Origin of the sequence: Gordonia otitidis (assembly GCF_020735545.1) — a bacterium.
Taxonomy (GTDB): Bacteria; Actinomycetota; Actinomycetes; order Mycobacteriales; family Mycobacteriaceae; genus Gordonia; species Gordonia otitidis.
In genome coordinates this window covers 4,304,457-4,321,663 of the sequence record NZ_CP085974.1, presented here as the reverse complement: position 1 = coordinate 4,321,663, position 17,207 = coordinate 4,304,457, and the positions used below count along the sequence as shown (strand labels likewise).

13 protein-coding genes are annotated in these 17,207 nt (G+C 66.6%); all 13 read right to left on the bottom strand.

The window, feature by feature from the left end:
* Positions 1-52: 52 nt before the first annotated feature.
* The 13 genes from LK459_RS19775 to priA all read right to left on the bottom strand — a co-directional run bounded on the left by LK459_RS19775 (position 53) and on the right by priA (position 17,100).
* Positions 53-1,558, bottom strand: coding sequence for a glutamate synthase subunit beta (locus LK459_RS19775; RefSeq protein WP_227920215.1), 1,506 nt, complete (start codon positions 1,556-1,558; stop codon positions 53-55).
* Positions 1,551-6,122, bottom strand: a complete 4,572-nt coding sequence (gene gltB / locus LK459_RS19770; RefSeq protein WP_007240036.1) for a glutamate synthase large subunit — start codon at positions 6,120-6,122, stop codon at positions 1,551-1,553. Before gltB ends, LK459_RS19775 begins: the two co-directional genes overlap by 8 nt.
* A gap of 173 nt (positions 6,123-6,295) precedes the next feature.
* A complete protein-coding gene (lgt, locus tag LK459_RS19765) occupies positions 6,296-8,344 on the bottom strand; it encodes a prolipoprotein diacylglyceryl transferase (RefSeq protein WP_227923897.1) in 2,049 nt (682 codons plus the stop codon).
* A 55-nt stretch (positions 8,345-8,399) separates the two neighbouring features.
* Complete coding sequence (gene trpA / locus LK459_RS19760; protein WP_007240038.1) at positions 8,400-9,236, bottom strand: tryptophan synthase subunit alpha; 837 nt, start codon at positions 9,234-9,236, stop codon at positions 8,400-8,402.
* Complete coding sequence (gene trpB / locus LK459_RS19755; RefSeq protein WP_227920214.1) at positions 9,233-10,561, bottom strand: tryptophan synthase subunit beta; 1,329 nt, start codon at positions 10,559-10,561, stop codon at positions 9,233-9,235. The genes trpA and trpB overlap by 4 nt, the downstream gene beginning before the upstream one ends.
* Before the next feature lie 63 nt (positions 10,562-10,624).
* A complete protein-coding gene (gene trpC / locus LK459_RS19750) occupies positions 10,625-11,443 on the bottom strand; it encodes an indole-3-glycerol phosphate synthase TrpC (RefSeq protein ID WP_039994307.1) in 819 nt (272 codons plus the stop codon).
* 94 nt (positions 11,444-11,537) lie between these two features.
* Entirely contained in the window at positions 11,538-12,389 is an 852-nt protein-coding gene (locus tag LK459_RS19745) for a TIGR02234 family membrane protein (RefSeq protein ID WP_227920208.1), read from the bottom strand.
* Positions 12,386-14,029: an anthranilate synthase component I gene (locus LK459_RS19740; protein ID WP_227920206.1), complete on the bottom strand. Its 1,644-nt coding sequence runs from the start codon at positions 14,027-14,029 to the stop codon at positions 12,386-12,388. Before LK459_RS19740 ends, LK459_RS19745 begins: the two co-directional genes overlap by 4 nt.
* A complete protein-coding gene (locus LK459_RS19735; protein ID WP_005179191.1) occupies positions 14,026-14,205 on the bottom strand; it encodes a tautomerase family protein in 180 nt (59 codons plus the stop codon). Before LK459_RS19735 ends, LK459_RS19740 begins: the two co-directional genes overlap by 4 nt.
* A gap of 124 nt (positions 14,206-14,329) precedes the next feature.
* Entirely contained in the window at positions 14,330-14,734 is a 405-nt protein-coding gene (hisI, locus tag LK459_RS19730) for a phosphoribosyl-AMP cyclohydrolase (RefSeq protein ID WP_007240043.1), read from the bottom strand.
* A gap of 4 nt (positions 14,735-14,738) precedes the next feature.
* Positions 14,739-15,539: an imidazole glycerol phosphate synthase subunit HisF gene (gene hisF / locus LK459_RS19725; RefSeq protein WP_007240044.1), complete on the bottom strand. Its 801-nt coding sequence runs from the start codon at positions 15,537-15,539 to the stop codon at positions 14,739-14,741.
* Positions 15,536-16,360: an inositol monophosphatase family protein gene (locus LK459_RS19720; protein ID WP_007240045.1), complete on the bottom strand. Its 825-nt coding sequence runs from the start codon at positions 16,358-16,360 to the stop codon at positions 15,536-15,538. The genes hisF and LK459_RS19720 overlap by 4 nt, the downstream gene beginning before the upstream one ends.
* Positions 16,357-17,100 (bottom strand): bifunctional 1-(5-phosphoribosyl)-5-((5-phosphoribosylamino)methylideneamino)imidazole-4-carboxamide isomerase/phosphoribosylanthranilate isomerase PriA, encoded by a 744-nt coding sequence (gene priA / locus LK459_RS19715; protein WP_007240046.1) that lies wholly within the window; start codon positions 17,098-17,100, stop codon positions 16,357-16,359. The genes LK459_RS19720 and priA overlap by 4 nt, the downstream gene beginning before the upstream one ends.
* Positions 17,101-17,207: the final 107 nt, after the last annotated feature.

Below are 17,207 nucleotides of genomic sequence, written 5' to 3'. Positions count from 1 at the left end.
CAGTTGTCATCGGACGTCAACGTGGCGTTGCTGCTCGCAGCGCGAACCCTCGTCAGCGAACCGAGAGCGGCAGTTGTGCCGGTTTCACCGGAGACGGCAAATCAGAGGCACCCATGAGGAATTCGTCGACGGCGCGTGCAGTGGAACGGCCTTCGGCTATCGCCCACACGACCAACGAGGCGCCGCGGTGGGCGTCACCGCACACGAACACGCCCGGCGCGTCGGTCTGCCAGTCACTTCCACACGAGATGTTGCCGCGACGATTGGGCTCGATACCCATGTCGGTGAGAAGCGCACTGCGGCGCACGCCTTCGAATCCGATGGCGAAAAGCGCCAGTTCGCAGGGAATCTCGAACTCATCACTCACCGGTGTGATCACCCGGCGACCGTCGGGTTCACGTACGACCTCCACCTCGGCGAGCACCATCGCCGTCACGTTGCCGTCGGCATCGCCGACGAACCGTTGCACCGCCACTTGGTATTTGCGCTCACCGCCCTCTGCGTGCGCACTCGACGTGCGCATGACGAGTGGCCAGGTGGGCCACGGCGAACGGGCGTCGTCACGGTCGCTGGGCAGCTCCGCGTTGTAGTCGAGTTGCACCACCGACGCCGCACCCTGCCGGTGCGCTGTGCCGAGGCAGTCGGCGCCGGTGTCGCCGCCTCCGATGATCACGACGTGCTTGCCCGCAGCGGTGATGGGTGACGGCCCGTCGCCCTCGCATTCCTTGTTGGCGGGCACGAGGTGCTCCATCGCGAGGTGGACGCCGTTGAGATCGCGACCGGGAACCGGATTGTCCCGTGCCGTCATCGCACCGATCGCGAGCACGACAGCGTCGTGCCTGCTGCGCAGTTCGTCGACGGTGAGGTCGTTCCCGACGTCACAGTTGACGACGAATTGCGTTCCCTCCGCACGCATTTGAGCGATGCGGCGTTCTATGTCGGACTTCTGCAGCTTGTACTCGGGGATGCCGTACCGCAGCAGACCGCCGACACGGTCGTCCTTCTCGTAGACCGTCACGTCATGACCCGCGCGGGTCAACTGCTGCGCGGCGGCAAGGCCCGCGGGACCGGAACCGACAACGGCGACCGACTTGCCCGATCTCGCGTCCGGCGCCTCGGGCCCGATGATCCCCTCAGCCCACGACTCGTACGCGATCGTCTTCTCGATGCGCTTGATCGTGACACTGCCGCCGGTCGTCGGCTCGGAGATCGACAGGACGCAGGCCGCTTCACACGGCGCGGGACAGACCATCCCGGTGAACTCGGGGAAGTTGTTGGTCGCGTGCAGGCGAGCACTCGCAGCGTCCCACCTGCCACGGCGCACCAGGTCGTTCCACTCCGGAATCAGGTTGCCCAACGGGCAGCCGGCAGTTCCGGAGTGGCAGAACGGAATTCCGCAATCCATGCACCGCCGGGCCTGCTCGGACACCTCGTTGAGCGACGAGATCGGATCGAATCCGTGTGCGTAGACGTCGTCCCAGTCGCGTACGCGCTCGGCGACCGGACGGTACTTCGCTTCCTTCTTCCCGACTTCCAGGAATCCGCGTGGGTCAGCCACGTGCCGCCTCCATGATCGCTGAATCGACGTCGCGTCCTTCTGCCTCGGCCATGCGGGCAGCGTCGAGGACGCGCTTGTAATCGGTGGGCATGACCTTGGTGAATGCCAGGCATCTCCGCGGCCAGTCCGCGAGCATCGACGCACCGATGGCCGAGCCCGTGAGTTGGGTGTGCTTGGTGATGTGGTCGTGCAGCCAGCGCAGATCGTCGGGATCGGGCCGGAGCAACTCCACCATGGCTCCGTTGACCTTGGTCTCGTCGAGGTCGTAGACATAGGCGATGCCACCGGACATGCCGGCGGCCATGTTGCGGCCGGTGGGTCCGAGGATCACGACGCGGCCGCCCGTCATGTACTCGCACGCATGGTCGCCGACACCTTCGACGACGGCGGTCGCACCGGAGTTCCTGACCGAGAACCGCTCGCCGACCTTGCCTCGCAGATAGACCTCGCCCGACGTCGCACCGTAGAGAATCGTGTTGCCCGCGATCACCTGGTCCTCGGCGATGAACCAGGCATCGGGATGCGGGGTGACCACGATCTTGCCGCCACACAGCCCCTTACCGACGTAGTCGTTGGTATCGCCGGTGAGCTTGATGGTGATACCTGGCGGCAAGAACGCTCCGAGTGACTGCCCTGCCGACCCCGCCAGTTCGACCGTGATGGTGTCCTCCGCCAGTCCCTCTGCGCCGTAGCGTCGGGTCACCTCGGAGCCGAGCAGGGTGCCGACGGTGCGGTTGACGTTGCGCACCGGCAGTTCCAGCGTCACCGGATGCGCGTCCTCGAGCGCGCCCTCGGCGAGTTGGATCAGCGTCTGGTCCAAGGCCTTGTCGAGCCCGTGGTCCTGCCCGCGGACCCGCCGCGTCGGCCCCTTGTCCTCGATGCGCCGGAAGATCGGGCTCAGGTCGAGTCCCTTGCTCTTCCAGTGGGCGACCGCGGTGTCGGTGTGCAACCGCTGCGACTGCCCAATCGCATCGTCGAGTGTGCGGTATCCCAGCTGTGCCAAGTACTTTCGGACGTCTTCGGCGACGAACCGGAAGAAGTTGACGATGTGTTCTGCCTGTCCGGTGAACCGCGACCGCAGCACCGGATTCTGCGTGGCCACGCCCACCGGGCAGGTGTCGAGATGGCACACCCGCATCATGATGCATCCGGACACGATCAGCGGTGCCGTCGAGAAACCGTATTCCTCCGCGCCGAGCAGCGCCGCCATGATGACGTCGCGGCCCGTACGGAGCGCACCGTCGCACTGGACGGTGATCCGGTCGCGCAGGCCGTTGAGCATGAGGGTCTGCTGGGCGTCGGCGAGACCGATCTCCCACGGGGTGCCCGCGTGCTTGAGCGACGTGAGCGGAGAGGCGCCCGTTCCGCCGTCGTAGCCCGAGATGAGGACGACGTCGGCGTGCGCCTTGGAGACACCGGTGGCGACGGTCCCGACACCGACAGCGCTGACGAGCTTGACGTGGACACGCGCGTCGGAGTTGGCGTTCTTCAGGTCGTGGATCAACTGGGCGAGATCCTCGATCGAATAGATGTCGTGGTGCGGAGGCGGCGAGATCAGCGCGACACCGGGCGTCGAGTGCCTGGTCTTGGCGATCCACGGGTACACCTTGTACGCGGGAAGCTGTCCGCCCTCACCGGGCTTGGCACCCTGGGCCATCTTGATCTGGATGTCGGTGGCGTTGATCAGGTAATCGCTCGTGACGCCGAACCGACCAGACGCGACCTGCTTGACGGCGCTGCGTCGCTCCGGATCGTAGAGGCGGTCGGTGTCCTCGCCTCCCTCACCGGAGTTGGAGCGCCCGCCGATGCGGTTCATCGCGATCGCGATCGTCTCGTGGGCTTCTGCGGAGATCGAGCCGTAACTCATGGCGCCGGTGTTGAAGCGGGTCATGATCGACTCCACCGACTCGACCTCGTCGAGCGGCACGGGATCGCGACCGGAGAAGTCGAGTTCGAACAGTCCGCGCAGCGTACCGCCCTTACGCGACTGCTCGTCGACCTTCTCCGAGTACGCGGCGAAGACCTCGTCGCGGCCCGTCTTGGTGGCGTGTTGCAACAGGAACACCGTCTCCGGGGTGAACATGTGCAGTTCGCCCTCACGGCGGTACTGGTACTCGCCGCCCACCTCGAGACGTCGATACACCTGCTCGGTCGGATTGTGCGGGAAGGCGCGATGATGCCGGAGGCGCACCTCCTCGGCGAGTTCATCGAGGCCGACGCCCTCGATCCGCGACACCGTCCGCGTGAAGTACTCCTTCACCACGGCCGACGACAGCCCGACCGCTTCGAAGGCCTGCGACGCGGTATACGAACTGATCGTCGAGATGCCCATCTTGCTCATCACCTTGAGCACGCCCTTGCCGAGCGCCTCGATGTAGTTGCGCTTGGCCTTCGACGGTGTGACACCCGTCAGCTCACCCTCGGCGATCAGATCCTCGATCGACTCGAGTGCGAGATACGGATTGACCGCCGCCGCACCGAAACCGATGAGCAGCGCTATGTGGTGCACTTCGCGTGCATCGCCGGACTCGACGATCAACGCGATCTTCGTGCGTTCCTTGGTGCGGACGAGGTGATGATGCACCGCGGACGCCGCCAACAGCGACGGGATGGGAGCGTGCTCGCGGTCGGAGTGTCGATCGGACACGACAAGTGTGCTGTGTCCCTCGGCGATCGCCTGGCTGGCGCGGCGTCGAAGATCTTCGAGTGCTTCTGCCAGGCCCTCACCCCCACGCGCGACCTCATAGAGACCATGCAGAACCTTCGCCGACAGTCCGGGATTGTCGCCGTCGTCGTTGATGTGGACGAGCTTGGCGAGGTCGTCGTTGTCGATGACGGGCCAGTGCAGCAGGATCTGCCTGCACGACGCCGCCGTCGGGGCGAGGAGATTCTGCTCGGGGCCCATCACACGCGCCATCGAGGTGACGATCTCCTCGCGGATGGCGTCGAGCGGCGGGTTGGTCACCTGCGCGAACAGTTCGACGAAGTAGTCGTAGAGCAACCGGGACCGCTGCGACATGACGGCGACCGGAGTGTCGGTACCCATCGAGCCGAGTGGCTCATAGCCGGAGGCAGCCATCGGGGTCAGCAGTACACGCAGGTCCTCTTCGGTGTAGCCGAAGGACACCTGCCTGCGGACGACTGTGTCGTGGTTCGGCTTGTACACCGGTCGCGGCGGAAGCGTAGCGATGTCGAGGAGTCCCGCGTGCAGCCACTCGTCGTAGGGCTCCGACCGCATGAGGTCGCCCTTGATCTCCTCGTCCGGGATGATCCGGCCCTGCGCGGTGTCGACGAGGAACATCCGTCCCGGCTCGAGTCTGCCCTTGGAGACCACGTCGTCGACCGGGACGTCGAGCACACCGGCCTCCGAGGCGAGGATCACTCGACCGTCGCGCGTCTGCCACCAGCGTCCCGGGCGTAGTCCGTTGCGGTCGAGAACAGCGCCGACGACGGTTCCGTCGGTGAACGTCACACAGGCCGGGCCGTCCCATGCCTCCATCAGCGAGCCGTTGAACTGTAAGAACGCGCGGCGTTTGGGATCCATAGACGGCACGTTCTCCCATGCCTCGGGAACCATCAGCATTACCGCGTGCGGCACACTGCGCCCACCGAGATGCAGGAGTTCGAGCACCTCGTCGAGGGAGGCCGAGTCGGAGGCCTCGGGAGTACAGATCGGGAAGGCCCGCTTGAGGTCCCCGGGGATCAGATCGGTCTCGAGGAGCGCCTCACGCGCACGCATACGGTTGCGGTTTCCGCGCACGGTGTTGATCTCGCCGTTGTGCGCGACGAACCGGAACGGATGCGCGAGCGGCCAGGACGGGAAAGTATTCGTCGAGAAGCGCGAGTGGACGATCGCGATCGCGCTCAGGCATCTGTCGTCACGCAGATCTGGATAGTAGAGCGGCAACTGCATCGTCGTGAGCATGCCCTTGTAGACCATGGTCCGACTCGACAGCGAGGCGAAATACAACCCCGTACCGCTCTCGTCGACCTCGGGAGTGATGCGTTCGGCCTGCTTGCGGAACGGATAGATGTAGCGATCGAGGTCGATGCCGCCGAGCCGAGCCGCGCCGTCGGACGGATCGACGGTGACGAACAGTTGAGCCATGAAGGGCATGCATCCCACCGCGGTCTCGCCGATGTCGGCACCCTCGACGTCGACCGGCAGATCCCGCCACCCGAGGATCGTGATGCCCTCGGCGTCCGCGAGGGTCGCGATCCGATCCATCGCCTCGCGTCGAGCCGCCTGGTCCATCGGCATGAAGCATGTGCCGGCCGCGTAGGTGTTCGCCCCGGAGTCCGACGGTGCGGGTAGTGCGAAATCGACTGTTTCACGCAGTAGCTCGTCCGGCAGCTGGATCAGGATTCCGGCGCCGTCGCCGCTGTTCTGTTCGGCGCCCGCCGCGCCGCGGTGTTCGAGATTCTCGAGCGCCAACAGACCGTCGGCGACGATCGCATGCGACCGGCGGCCGTAGATGTCGGAGACCATCGCGACGCCGCACGAGTCCACTTCGGTCTCGGGGTCATACAGGCCTTGCTTGGCCGGAAGTGCAGAAAACAACATCACGAGCCTCCACTCGATTCGCGCGAATCAAATGCTGAAGTCCTCAGGGACAACACTGGCCCGTGGAGCAGCTGTCAGGAGACGACGCCGCGCAGCGACGCGTGCTCCGCGTGAAGTCTCACTCTATCCGACCTGCTCGCGCAACGTGGTTTTCGACGCCGCGCGGACGGTCACTACCCCTTCGGTTTCCAGGGCTTCGCGTCGGCGGACTCGCCGGTGCCCGGGATGATCTTCTCGTCCATCTCGATGTAGTCGTCGTCGGCCACCACGGGGTCCGGGCCACCGGCGTTGTCCATCTGCCCGTCGGCGAGAACGCCCTCGTCCTCGTCGACGCCGTCCGCGTCTGTCGGACCGTCGTCGACCGCCGAGTCCTCCGCCTCTTCGGCGATGCCCTCTTCGATGTCCTCGGCGTCGACCTCTGCCGTATCCCCTGGTGTGGTGTCGGAGTCCGAGTCGGATTCCTCGAGGATCTCCGACTCTGTGGTGACACCGTCGGGCCGCGCCGGATCGTCCTCGGGATTCCACGGCTTCGCGTCAGCCGATTCGCCGGTCCCCGGAATGATCTTGGACACGATCTCCTCGTTCTCGTCGAGAACCGGGTCGGGTCCGCCCGCGTTGATCTCCTGGCCGTCGGCGAGTTCGGCCTCGTCCTCGTCGACGCCGGACGGGCTGGTGTCGCCTTCGTCGTCGGCCGCGTCCTCGAGGTCCTCCGACACTCCCTCAGCGATCTCCTCCGGGTCGATTCCCTCTGCGGCGCTGCTCATCGAAACCCCTTCGTCGGTGTGATCGCCCGCCGTTTCGGTGGACTCCCCTCCATCTTCCACGGGTTCGTCCTCGACGTGGGTGGCATCGCCGGGTTCGGCCGCGTCGTCGGAGCCGGTCGCAGTGTCGTCAGTGCCGGCTGCAGTGTCGTCGGTGCCGGCTGCAGTGTCGTCGGTGCCGTCTTCGTCGTCGACGGTCTCTTCGCTGGCAGGCTCCTCGGCAACGATCTCTTCGGCAACGATCTCTTCGTCGGCAGGCTCCTCGGCAACCGCCACTTCGTCGACGGCCTCTTCGTCGGCAGGCTCCTCGGCAACCGATTCTTCGTCGGCGAAGTCCTCGGCGTCGCCGTCCTCCCGGTCGCCCTTCTTGTGTGCCACGGCCACACCGGCAAGAGCGGCACCGGCGGCAGCGGCGCCCACTGCGGGAACGGTGGCGCCCGGGGTGCCGTCCGAGTCGTCGCTCTCGTCCGGTCTGAGGTCGGAGGACGAGTCCTCGGGTTCGTCGTCGAAGAAGTGCTCGCCATCGTCTGTGGCGTCGTCATCGTCGTCGTCGTAGAAGTAGGTGCCCGTGTGGCCGAGCGCCTCGAGTTCGGCTGCGCGTTCCGGCCAGTAGATCTCGAGGCCCTGTTCCCGCCCCTTCGGCGCGAGGATGAAGTAGATCGCGCCGCACACGATGCCCAGTGCCGCGGTGAACACGTTGATTCGTACACCGGCGATGTGGGTGAAGGCGGGGTCGGAGCGCATCAGCTCGACAGCGAAACGCCCGATGCAGTACCCGACGACGTAGAGCGCGAACAGACGCCCGTGTCCGATGCGGAAGTACCGATCGACGAGAACGAGGACGACGACGATGAGCAGATTCCACAGCAGTTCGTACAGGAACGTGGGATGCACGATCGCGACGACATGACCGTTGGAGACACCGGTGATCAACCCGGGGTCGGCCTGTCCCGATGAGTCGACTCTCTCGTAGATCTTCAGGCCCCAGGGGACGTCGGTTGGCCGGCCGTAGAGCTCCTGGTTGAAGTAGTTGCCGAGCCGCCCGATGGCCTGCGCGAGCAGGATCGGTGGCGCAATGGCGTCAGCGAACGGTGGCAGTCTGATGCCCATTCGCCTGGTGCCGATCCATGCGCCGAGACCGCCGAACAACACAGCGCCCCAGATACCGAGGCCGCCGTCCCAGATCTTGAGTGCGTCGATCGGGGTCTTGCCGCCGTCACCGAAGTAGATCTGCCAGTCGGTGAGTACGTGATAGACACGCCCGCCGACCAGGCCGAAGGGCACCGCCCAAATCGCGACGTCGAGGACTTCGCCCGAGACCCCGCCTCGAGCGATCCAGCGGCGATTGCCCCACCAGACGGCCACGATGATGCCGACGATGATGCACAACGCGTAGGCGCGGAGTGGGAACGAACCGATGTACCAGACACCCTGCGGTGGGCTGGGAATGTAGGCGAGCATCGTCGTCGTCGGCGCTGTCACGCTGCCACCCTAACGGACGAGGCGCCCGAGGCGGTCAGAGGTCTGCCCGTGGCTCGCTGACACCGGCAGCCAGCTCTGTGACCAGATCCGCCAGGTGGTCGCTGCCCGCTTTGGCGGCAGTGACCAGCGCCGAACCGACGATCACACCGTCGGCGTAGCTCGCGATCTGCGACGCCTGTTCGCGGTTACGCACTCCGAGGCCGACTCCGAGGGGGATGTCGGAGTAGGCGCGCACACGCGCGCACAGCTCCGGAGCCGCATCAGACACCGCGTCACGCGCACCGGTGACGCCCATCGTGGACGCGACGTAGACGAAGCCGCGCGACGCATCGACCGTCAGCGCAATACGTTCAGTCGTCGACGACGGGGCCACGAGGTAGATCCGGTCGAGTTCGTATTCGTCGGACGCCTCATGCCAGGCGGCGCCCTCCTCGGGGATCAGGTTGGGCGTGATCATGCCCGCACCACCCGCTGCGGAGAGGTCGCGGGCGAACGTGTCGACCCCGTACTGCAGGACGGGATTCCAGTAGCTCATGACCACGGCGTTGCCGCCTGCGGACGTGATCGCGTCGACGGCACGGAACACGTCACGCACGCGTACGCCGTTCGTGAGTGCGAGGTCTGCGGCCTCCTGGATGGTCGGGCCGTCCATGACGGGATCCGAGTACGGCACGCCGACTTCGATGATGTCGCAGCCGGCGCGGACCATCGTCTCGAACGACTCGATGGACTTCTCGACGGTCGGGAAACCGACGGGTAGGTACCCGATCAGTGCGGCACGCCCTTCCGCACGGCACTTCGCGAACACCGGACCGAGCTTCGACGGGCCCGCGTGCAGCGGCGCGGTAGCGCTGGATGCATCCGTGGTCATTGCGTCTCCTCGCCGTTGATGCCGGTACTGACGCCGACCTCGTTCTCCGAGGGGGGCGGGTCGAAGAGATGGAACCAGCGTGCCGCGGTGTCGACGTCCTTGTCACCCCGTCCGGACAGGCTGACGAGGACGATCGCGCCTTCACCCAACTCCTCGCCAAGGGTGAGAGCGCCGGCGACGGCGTGCGCCGACTCGATGGCGGGGATGATGCCCTCACGACGGCTGAGCAGCGCGAGCGCGTCCATGGCCTCGGTGTCGGTGACCGGCCGGTATTCCGCGCGACCGGTGTCCTTGAGCAGCGCATGCTCCGGACCGACGCCGGGATAGTCCAATCCGGCTGAGATGGAATGCGATTCGATTGTCTGGCCGTCCTCGTCCTGCAACAGATACGAGTACGCGCCCTGGAACGCGCCGGGTGTCCCTCCGGTGAAGGTCGCGGCGTGACGTCCGGTCTCCACGCCGTCTCCCGCTGCCTCGAATCCGACGAGACGTACCTGCGTGTCGTCGAGAAACGGATGGAAGATGCCGATGGCGTTCGACCCGCCGCCGACGCATGCGGCGACGGCGTCGGGCAGACGACCGGCCGCGGTGAGCATCTGCGCGCGCGCCTCGAGTCCGACGATGCGCTGCAGATCCCGCACCATCATCGGGAACGGGTGTGGGCCCGCCGCGGTGCCGAAACAGTAATAGGTGTTGTGCGCGTTGGTGACCCAGTCACGCAGCGCCTCGTTGATCGCGTCCTTCAGTGTCGCAGAGCCGTTGTCGACGGCAACCACCTCTGCACCGAGCAGACGCATCCGGGCGACGTTGAGTGCCTGCCGGTCGGTGTCGACGCGCCCCATGTAGATGATGCACTCCATGCCGAAGAGCGCACATCCTGTCGCGGTCGCGACACCGTGCTGGCCCGCGCCGGTTTCGGCGATGATGCGGGTCTTGCCCATCCGCTTCGCGAGCAACAATTGCCCGAGCACGTTGTTGATCTTGTGCGAACCGGTGTGATTGAGGTCCTCACGCTTGAGGAAGATCCTTGCGCCACCGGCGTATTCGCTCAGACGTGTCGCCTCGTACAGCGGTGAGGGTCGGCCGACGTAGTCACGCTGCAGCCGGTCGAGCTCCGACAGGAACTCGTCGTCGGTGCGCATCTTCTCGTAGGCGGCGGTGACATCGTCGATGACCGACATCAACGCCTCGGGCACGTGTCGGCCGCCGTAGACGCCGAAGTGTCCGCCTGCGTCCGGCTCCGAGGAGGTACGCGTGCTGACGCCGACACTCGCGGTCGGAAGCTCGGCGCGCAGGTGGTCGTCAGATCGGGATTCGGTGGTCACGGAGCTCTCACAGACATCTCGTCGTCCGTGACACGCAAGTCGACGCTAGATCGAAAGCGATTGTCAGCGAACGGGTTTCGGACAGGACGGGTGGGTACCGGCGGTCACCAGTTCTGAGACCGCGGTGCGGGGGTCGCCACTGGTCACGAGTCCCTCGCCAACCAGGACGGCGTCGGCGCCGGCCCCGGCGAACGCCAGCAGATCCGCTGTACCGCGCACGCCGGACTCGGCGACGCGGATGGTCTCGGTCGGCAGACCCGGAGCGATACGGGCGAATGTGTCGCGGTCGACCTCGAGGGTCTTGAGGTTGCGGTTGTTGACACCGATCACCGAGGCGCCTGCTTCGAGTGCACGGTCGGCCTCTTCTTCGGTGTGCACCTCGACGAGTGCGGTCATACCCAGACTCTCGGTGCGATCGAGCAACGCGGCGAGCACATTCTGCTCGAGTGCCGCGACGATCAACAGGATGACGTCGGCGCCGTGCGCTCGTGCCTCGTGGATCTGATACGGGCCGACGATGAAGTCCTTGCGCAGCACGGGGATGTCGACGCGCGCGCGGACGGCATCGAGATCGGCGAGCGAACCACGGAACCGGCGTTCCTCGGTCAGCACACTGATGATGCGTGCACCACCCGCCTCGTAGGCGGCAGCGAGGTCTGCGGGATCAGCGATGTCGGCGAGTTCGCCCTTGGACGGACTCGCACGCTTGACCTCTGCGATGACCCCGATTCCGGTCTTGCGCAGCGCAGCCAGCGCATCGCGAGGAGCAGGCGCTGCGGCGGACGCCTTCTTGACGGCCGCGTAGTCGACGACCGCTTCACGTGCGGCGACGTCGGCTTTCACTCCCTCGAGAATCGAGTCGAGGACGGTGGGCGTGCTCACGACAGCTGGCTCCCTTTCTGTTCGTGTTATCAGGGTAGACGGCTGCCGTGGCAGCGGCGGGAGCGGGTGCGACGCGAGTGTCTCGACGGTCTGGTCATCGTTGATCCGTCGGGTCGATTCCGGTGTCGAGAGCGTCCCAGAGCATGCGCTCGTTGGGGGTGTCGGGCTGATCGGCCGCGGCGTCCGAGGCTGGTCGACCATCCGCGTCGGCGGGCTGCCCCGACGCGGCGGTCGAGGTCGACGGGTGCTCGCCGTCGGCCGTGTGCGCCGCCGTGCGTCGTTTGTGCTCTGCGAAGATCTGACGTTCGAGTTCTTCACGTCGCGCTGCGGGGGTCTTGTACTTCGACGACATCCCTGCACCCGAAGCGACGCGCATCAGCAGAACTCCCGCTGCGACGGCACACAGCGAACCAAGCAGGACGACGGCAGCGACCCAGCTGTTCGTGGTCACCAACTGCACGACGTACCTGTCGTTGAGTCCGGCGGCGGTGGCCGCATAGGTGTCGTTGGTGCCGCCCATGAGGAGGGAGATCGCCGGGAACGCGGCGAGGACGCCGGCTGCCGCGACGAGGAGTGCCACGATGCGCAGCCCCCACCCGCGCAATGACATCGCCGCCAGGATCGCCGCGAGCAGCACCAAGGCGAGCGGAGTGAGCCATGGACTCCAGTCGCTGCCCTTGACGTCGAATGTGCGTGCAGGCGAGAGTCCGTCGGCGCCGAGCACGTGCGCCCACGTCAACCGCGACGCACTCCAGAAGGCCAGCGCTGCCAGCGCGAGCAACACGGCTCCGAGGACCTTGGTGCGACGCTGCACCCGAGCCCGTTGCTTCTCGATGTCGGCAGGACTCTGATCGAGCGCAGTCTGCTCGGCCGGAAGCTGATCGGCTGCAGTCTGATCGGCCGAAGCCTGCTCAGCGCTGTTCGAGTCGGGTTCTTGGGTCGTCATTCGTCACTCTCCACGCCGGCACCCTGCACGCCTTCGCCCTCCACGCCGACCCGACGCATCGTCGTGGCAGCCGCTATCGCGTTGAGCACCGCGGTCGCCTTGTTGCGGGCCTCGTTGTACTCGTAGTCGGATTCGCTATCGGCCACGACCCCGCCACCCGACTGCACGTACGCGATGCCCTTTCGCATCAACGCGGTGCGGATCGCGATGGCGGTATCGGCGTTTCCCGCGAAGTCGAGGTAGCCCACGATGCCGCCGTAGAGGCCGCGGCGCGTCTTCTCATTGGCCTCGATCAGTTCCATCGCACGCACCTTGGGCGCGCCGGTGAGCGTCCCCGCCGGGAAGCACGCAGTCACCGCGTCGAGCGCCTGCTTGTCGTCGCGAAGCGTCCCCGACACCGTCGACACCAGGTGCATGACGTGGCTGTAGCGCTCGATGTGCCGGTAGTCGCTCACCTTGACCGTGCCCGGTGCACAGACGCGTCCGAGGTCGTTTCGGCCGAGGTCGACGAGCATCAGATGCTCTGCGTTCTCCTTCTCGTCCTCGGTGAGTTCCTTGCCGAGGAGCTGGTCTTCCTCCTCGGTGGCTCCGCGCCATCGGGTACCCGCGATCGGATGTGTCGTCGCGACGCGGTCGGTGACCGTGACCAGCGCCTCGGGACTCGATCCGACGATCGTGAACGGCTTGCGCGGACTGCCACCGTCGTCGGTGCCGACGCCGGGCATCCGTAGGAGATACATGTAGGGACTCGGATTGGAGGCCCGCAGGATGCGGTACACGTCGAGCGGATCGGCGTCGGTGTCGATCTCGAATCGCATCGACGGCACCACCTGGAATGCCTCACCCGCCTCGATCTCACGCACGAGTCCGGTCACGATCTCGCCGTACTCCTCGCGGCTGCGCTGCACCCGGAAGTCGGGTGTCGGCCTGTCGAACCGTGACACGGTCGATGGTGCAGGCGCAGCGAGGGCGCGGGTCATCGTGTCGAGGCGGGCGACGGCGTCGGCGTAGGCCTCTTCGACGCGTTCGGCACTGCCGTCCCAGTTCACCGCGTTGGCGATGAGCGTGATGGTGCCCTCGTGGTGATCGACCGCGGCGAGGTCGGTGGCGAGCAGCATCATCAGGTCGGGCAGGCCGAGATCGTCGACGGTGCTCTCGGGGAGTCGCTCGAGTCTGCGCACCATGTCGTAGGCCATGAATCCCACGAAACCGCCGGTCAGCGGGGGCATGTCGGGCAGCGGATCTGTCGCGAGCAACCGGAGTGACTCGGCCAGGACGGTGAGTGGATCGCCGTCGACAGGTGCACCGGCGGGCACCGTGCCCCACCACGCGGCCTTGCCGTCGACAACCGTGAGTGCGGATGGCGCACCGACACCGATGAACGACCACCGCGACCACGACCTACCGTTCTCCGCGGACTCGAGCAGGAAGGTACCCTCACGCTCCGCTGCGAGTTTCCGGTACGCCGACAGTGGGGTCTCGGAATCGGCGAGCACCTTGCGGGTCACCGGGACGACGCGATGGTCGGAGGCGAGGTCGAGGAATTCCGCGAGCGTGGTGGTGTCGGCGCTCGTGTCCGACTGCGCGTGGTGGTGCGGGTCGGCGTCGGTCGTCGCCGGGAGCGTGTGTTCGCCGCTCATCCCAGCGGCTCGCCGCCGACGCCCCACTGCGAACGCGGCACCTCGGTGATCGTGACCCAGACCGAATCCGGGTTCTTCCCGGTGGCCTTGGCGTACGCCTCGGTCACCGCAGCAATGGTCTCGCGCTTGACCCGATCGGACAGGCCGGGGGTCTGGGAGATCTGAATCAGTGGCATGACTGCGTCACCGCCTTCGGTCGATCGAGCCGCACGGCGTCGGGGCTGCGCAGTGTCTCGGTCTGCGCACCGCGACGGTGCGGTTCTGTGTGCGAGTTCATTTCCCCGACGATTGTCCCAGGCATCAACTCGACGCCGCGCCCGCCCCGTCTACGGCTTCGTCGTGGTCGTGATCGTGGTCGTCGTCGACGGCGAAGGGCAGCGACGCCGTGTCGAAACAGCTGTGATTGCCCGTGTGACATGCAGCGCCGACCTGATCGACCACCAGCAGCACGGTGTCGCCGTCGCAGTCGAGGCGCGCGTCGTGCACGTACTGGGTGTGTCCGCTGGTGTCGCCCTTCACCCAGTACTCCTGCCGCGACCGCGAGTAGTAGGTGGCGCGTCGGGTGGCGAGGGTGCGCTCGAGGGCCGTGTCGTCCATCCACGCGACCATCAGGACCTGCCCGGTCGAGCGTTCCTGTGCGACCGCTGCGAAGAGTCCGTCGTCGTTGCGTTTGAGCTGTGCAGTCAGTTCCGGCGGGAGAGCCATGTGATCACACCTGTCCTTCCGTGTCCCGCTCGGTGCGGACGACGATGCCTTCGGCAGCCATCGCACCCTTGACCTCGGGGATCGTGAGTTCGCCGAAGTGGAAGACCGACGCGGCCAGGACCGCATCTGCTCCCGCTTTCACCGCGGGAGCGAAGTCGCCGACCGCTCCGGCGCCACCGCTGGCGATCACCGGAACGTCGACCACGGCGCGGACGGCAGCCAACATCCGCAGATCGAAGCCCTGCTTGGTGCCGTCGGCGTCCATGGAGTTGAGCAGGATCTCGCCGACGCCGAGTTCCTGTCCGCGACGTGCCCATTCGACGGCGTCGATGCCGGTGCCCTTGCGCCCGCCGTGCGTGGTCACCTCCCACCCCGATGGGGTCTGCTCGGCGTCGCGTGGCACGGTGCGTGCGTCAACGGACAGGACGATGCACTGCGATCCGAAACGTCGACTCATCTCGGCGAGTACGTCGGGGCGATTGATCGCGGCGGTGTTCACGCTCACCTTGTCGGCACCGGCCCGCAGCAGGGCGTCGACGTCGTCGACGGTGCGGATTCCACCTCCGACGGTCAGCGGGATGAAGATCGCGTCGGCGGTGCGGTGCACCACGTCGATCATCGTGGCGCGACCAGAGCTCGACGCTGTGACGTCGAGGAATGTGAGTTCGTCTGCGCCCTCGGCGTCGTAGCGCGCGGCGAGTTCGACGGGGTCGCCCGCGTCGCGGAGGTTCTGGAAGTTGACGCCCTTGACGACACGCCCGTCGTCCACATCGAGGCAGGGAATCACTCGGGTCGCGAGGGTCATCGGGAAGTCCTCTCGTCGCCGACGACCTCGTCGATCACGGCCATCAGTTCACGGTGCACGTCGGGCATGGCGGTCACCAACGACGGCGACGTCACCGTCCACGGGTTGCCTGCGAGGTCGGTCGCCACTCCCCCGGCGGCGCGGACGAGTGCGGCACCGGCCGCGTTGTCCCAGGCGTGCGCGCCGAAAGCTATTGCCGCACCGAATATTCCAGCAGCAACATAGGCCATGTCGACGCCCGTGCTGCCGGTCATGCGCAACCGTGCCGCGCGCACGCTCAGCGCTTCGAGCAACTGCGCACGGCGTGCACCCGGGTACCGTCCGCCGTGGCTGACGTTGAACGGCCCGAACGCTACGGCGGTCTGTGCGAGTGCGCTCGCCGGAGGTGGCCCCGTCGGCACCCCGTTGCAGTACAGCGGCCCTCCGACATGGCCCGCGTACCGGGTCCCGGTCAATGGCAGCCAGGTGAGTCCGAGAGTCGCCTCTCCGTCGATGAGCAACCCGAGAAGAATGCCTGTCAGTGGCATTCCGGTCGAATAGTTGTAGGTGCCGTCCACGGGGTCGAGCACCCAGATGGCCCCGTCGGTGACGGGTGGGCCGCCGAATTCCTCGCCGTGCACGGCGATTCCGGTGCGTTCGGTGAGCTCTCGGCGGATGCGCTGTTCGAGGTCGAGATCGACCTGGGTCGCGAAGTCGGTCCCGCCCTTCGCAACGGCGCTCGGAGCGCCGAGTCCTGTCACGAACTCCGCGGACACGCCGTCGAGAATGCTGCCCGCCACCTCGAGAAGTGAGGGCAGATCACGTCCGGACGGCGTTGTCACAGGTTACCGACCGCCGCCAGTGCATCGGGAAGTGTGAAGCGTTCCGCGTAGAGCGCCTTACCGACGATCGCACCCTCGACACCCTTGTCGACCAGGCTGGCAATCGCGATCAGGTCGCCGAGCGCCGACACTCCGCCCGAGGCGACGACGGGAGCGTCGGTGGCCTTGGTGACCTCGGAGAGCAGGTCGAGGTTCGGTCCGCCGAGAGTGCCGTCCTTGCTGACATCGGTGACGACGTAGCGTGCACATCCGTCCCCGTCGAGTCGAGCGAGGACCTCCCACAGGTCGCCACCGTCGGTGACCCAGCCCCGACCGCGCAGACGGTAGGAATCGCCCTCGGCGATGACGTCGAGTCCCACGGCGATGCGGTCGCCGTAGGTGGCGATCGCACGCCTGCACCATTCGGGGTTCTCGAGTGCCGCGGTGCCCAGATTGACGCGGGTGCACCCCGTCGACAGTGCCGCCTCGAGCGACTCGTCGTCACGGATACCACCCGACAACTCGACCTTCACGTCGAGTTCCCCGACCACCCCGGCGAGCAGCTCCCGATTGTTGCCGCGGCCGAAGGCGGCGTCGAGATCGACGAGGTGGATCCACTCCGCGCCGTCACCCTGCCAGGCCAGCGCGGCCTCACGTGGCGAGCCGTAGGCGGTCTCGGTACCTGCCGCGCCGCGGACGAGCCGGACGGCCTGCCCGTCGGCAACGTCGACCGCTGGGAGTAGTTCGAGCGTCTTCCCCATGCCGTGGTGTCTTCTTTCTCTCATCTGTCGTCGTCGTGTGTCGTGTCTTGTCGTCGGCGTGCGCGTTCTATCGTGCGCGTCGTGGTGTGCTCGCCTAGTGCGACCTC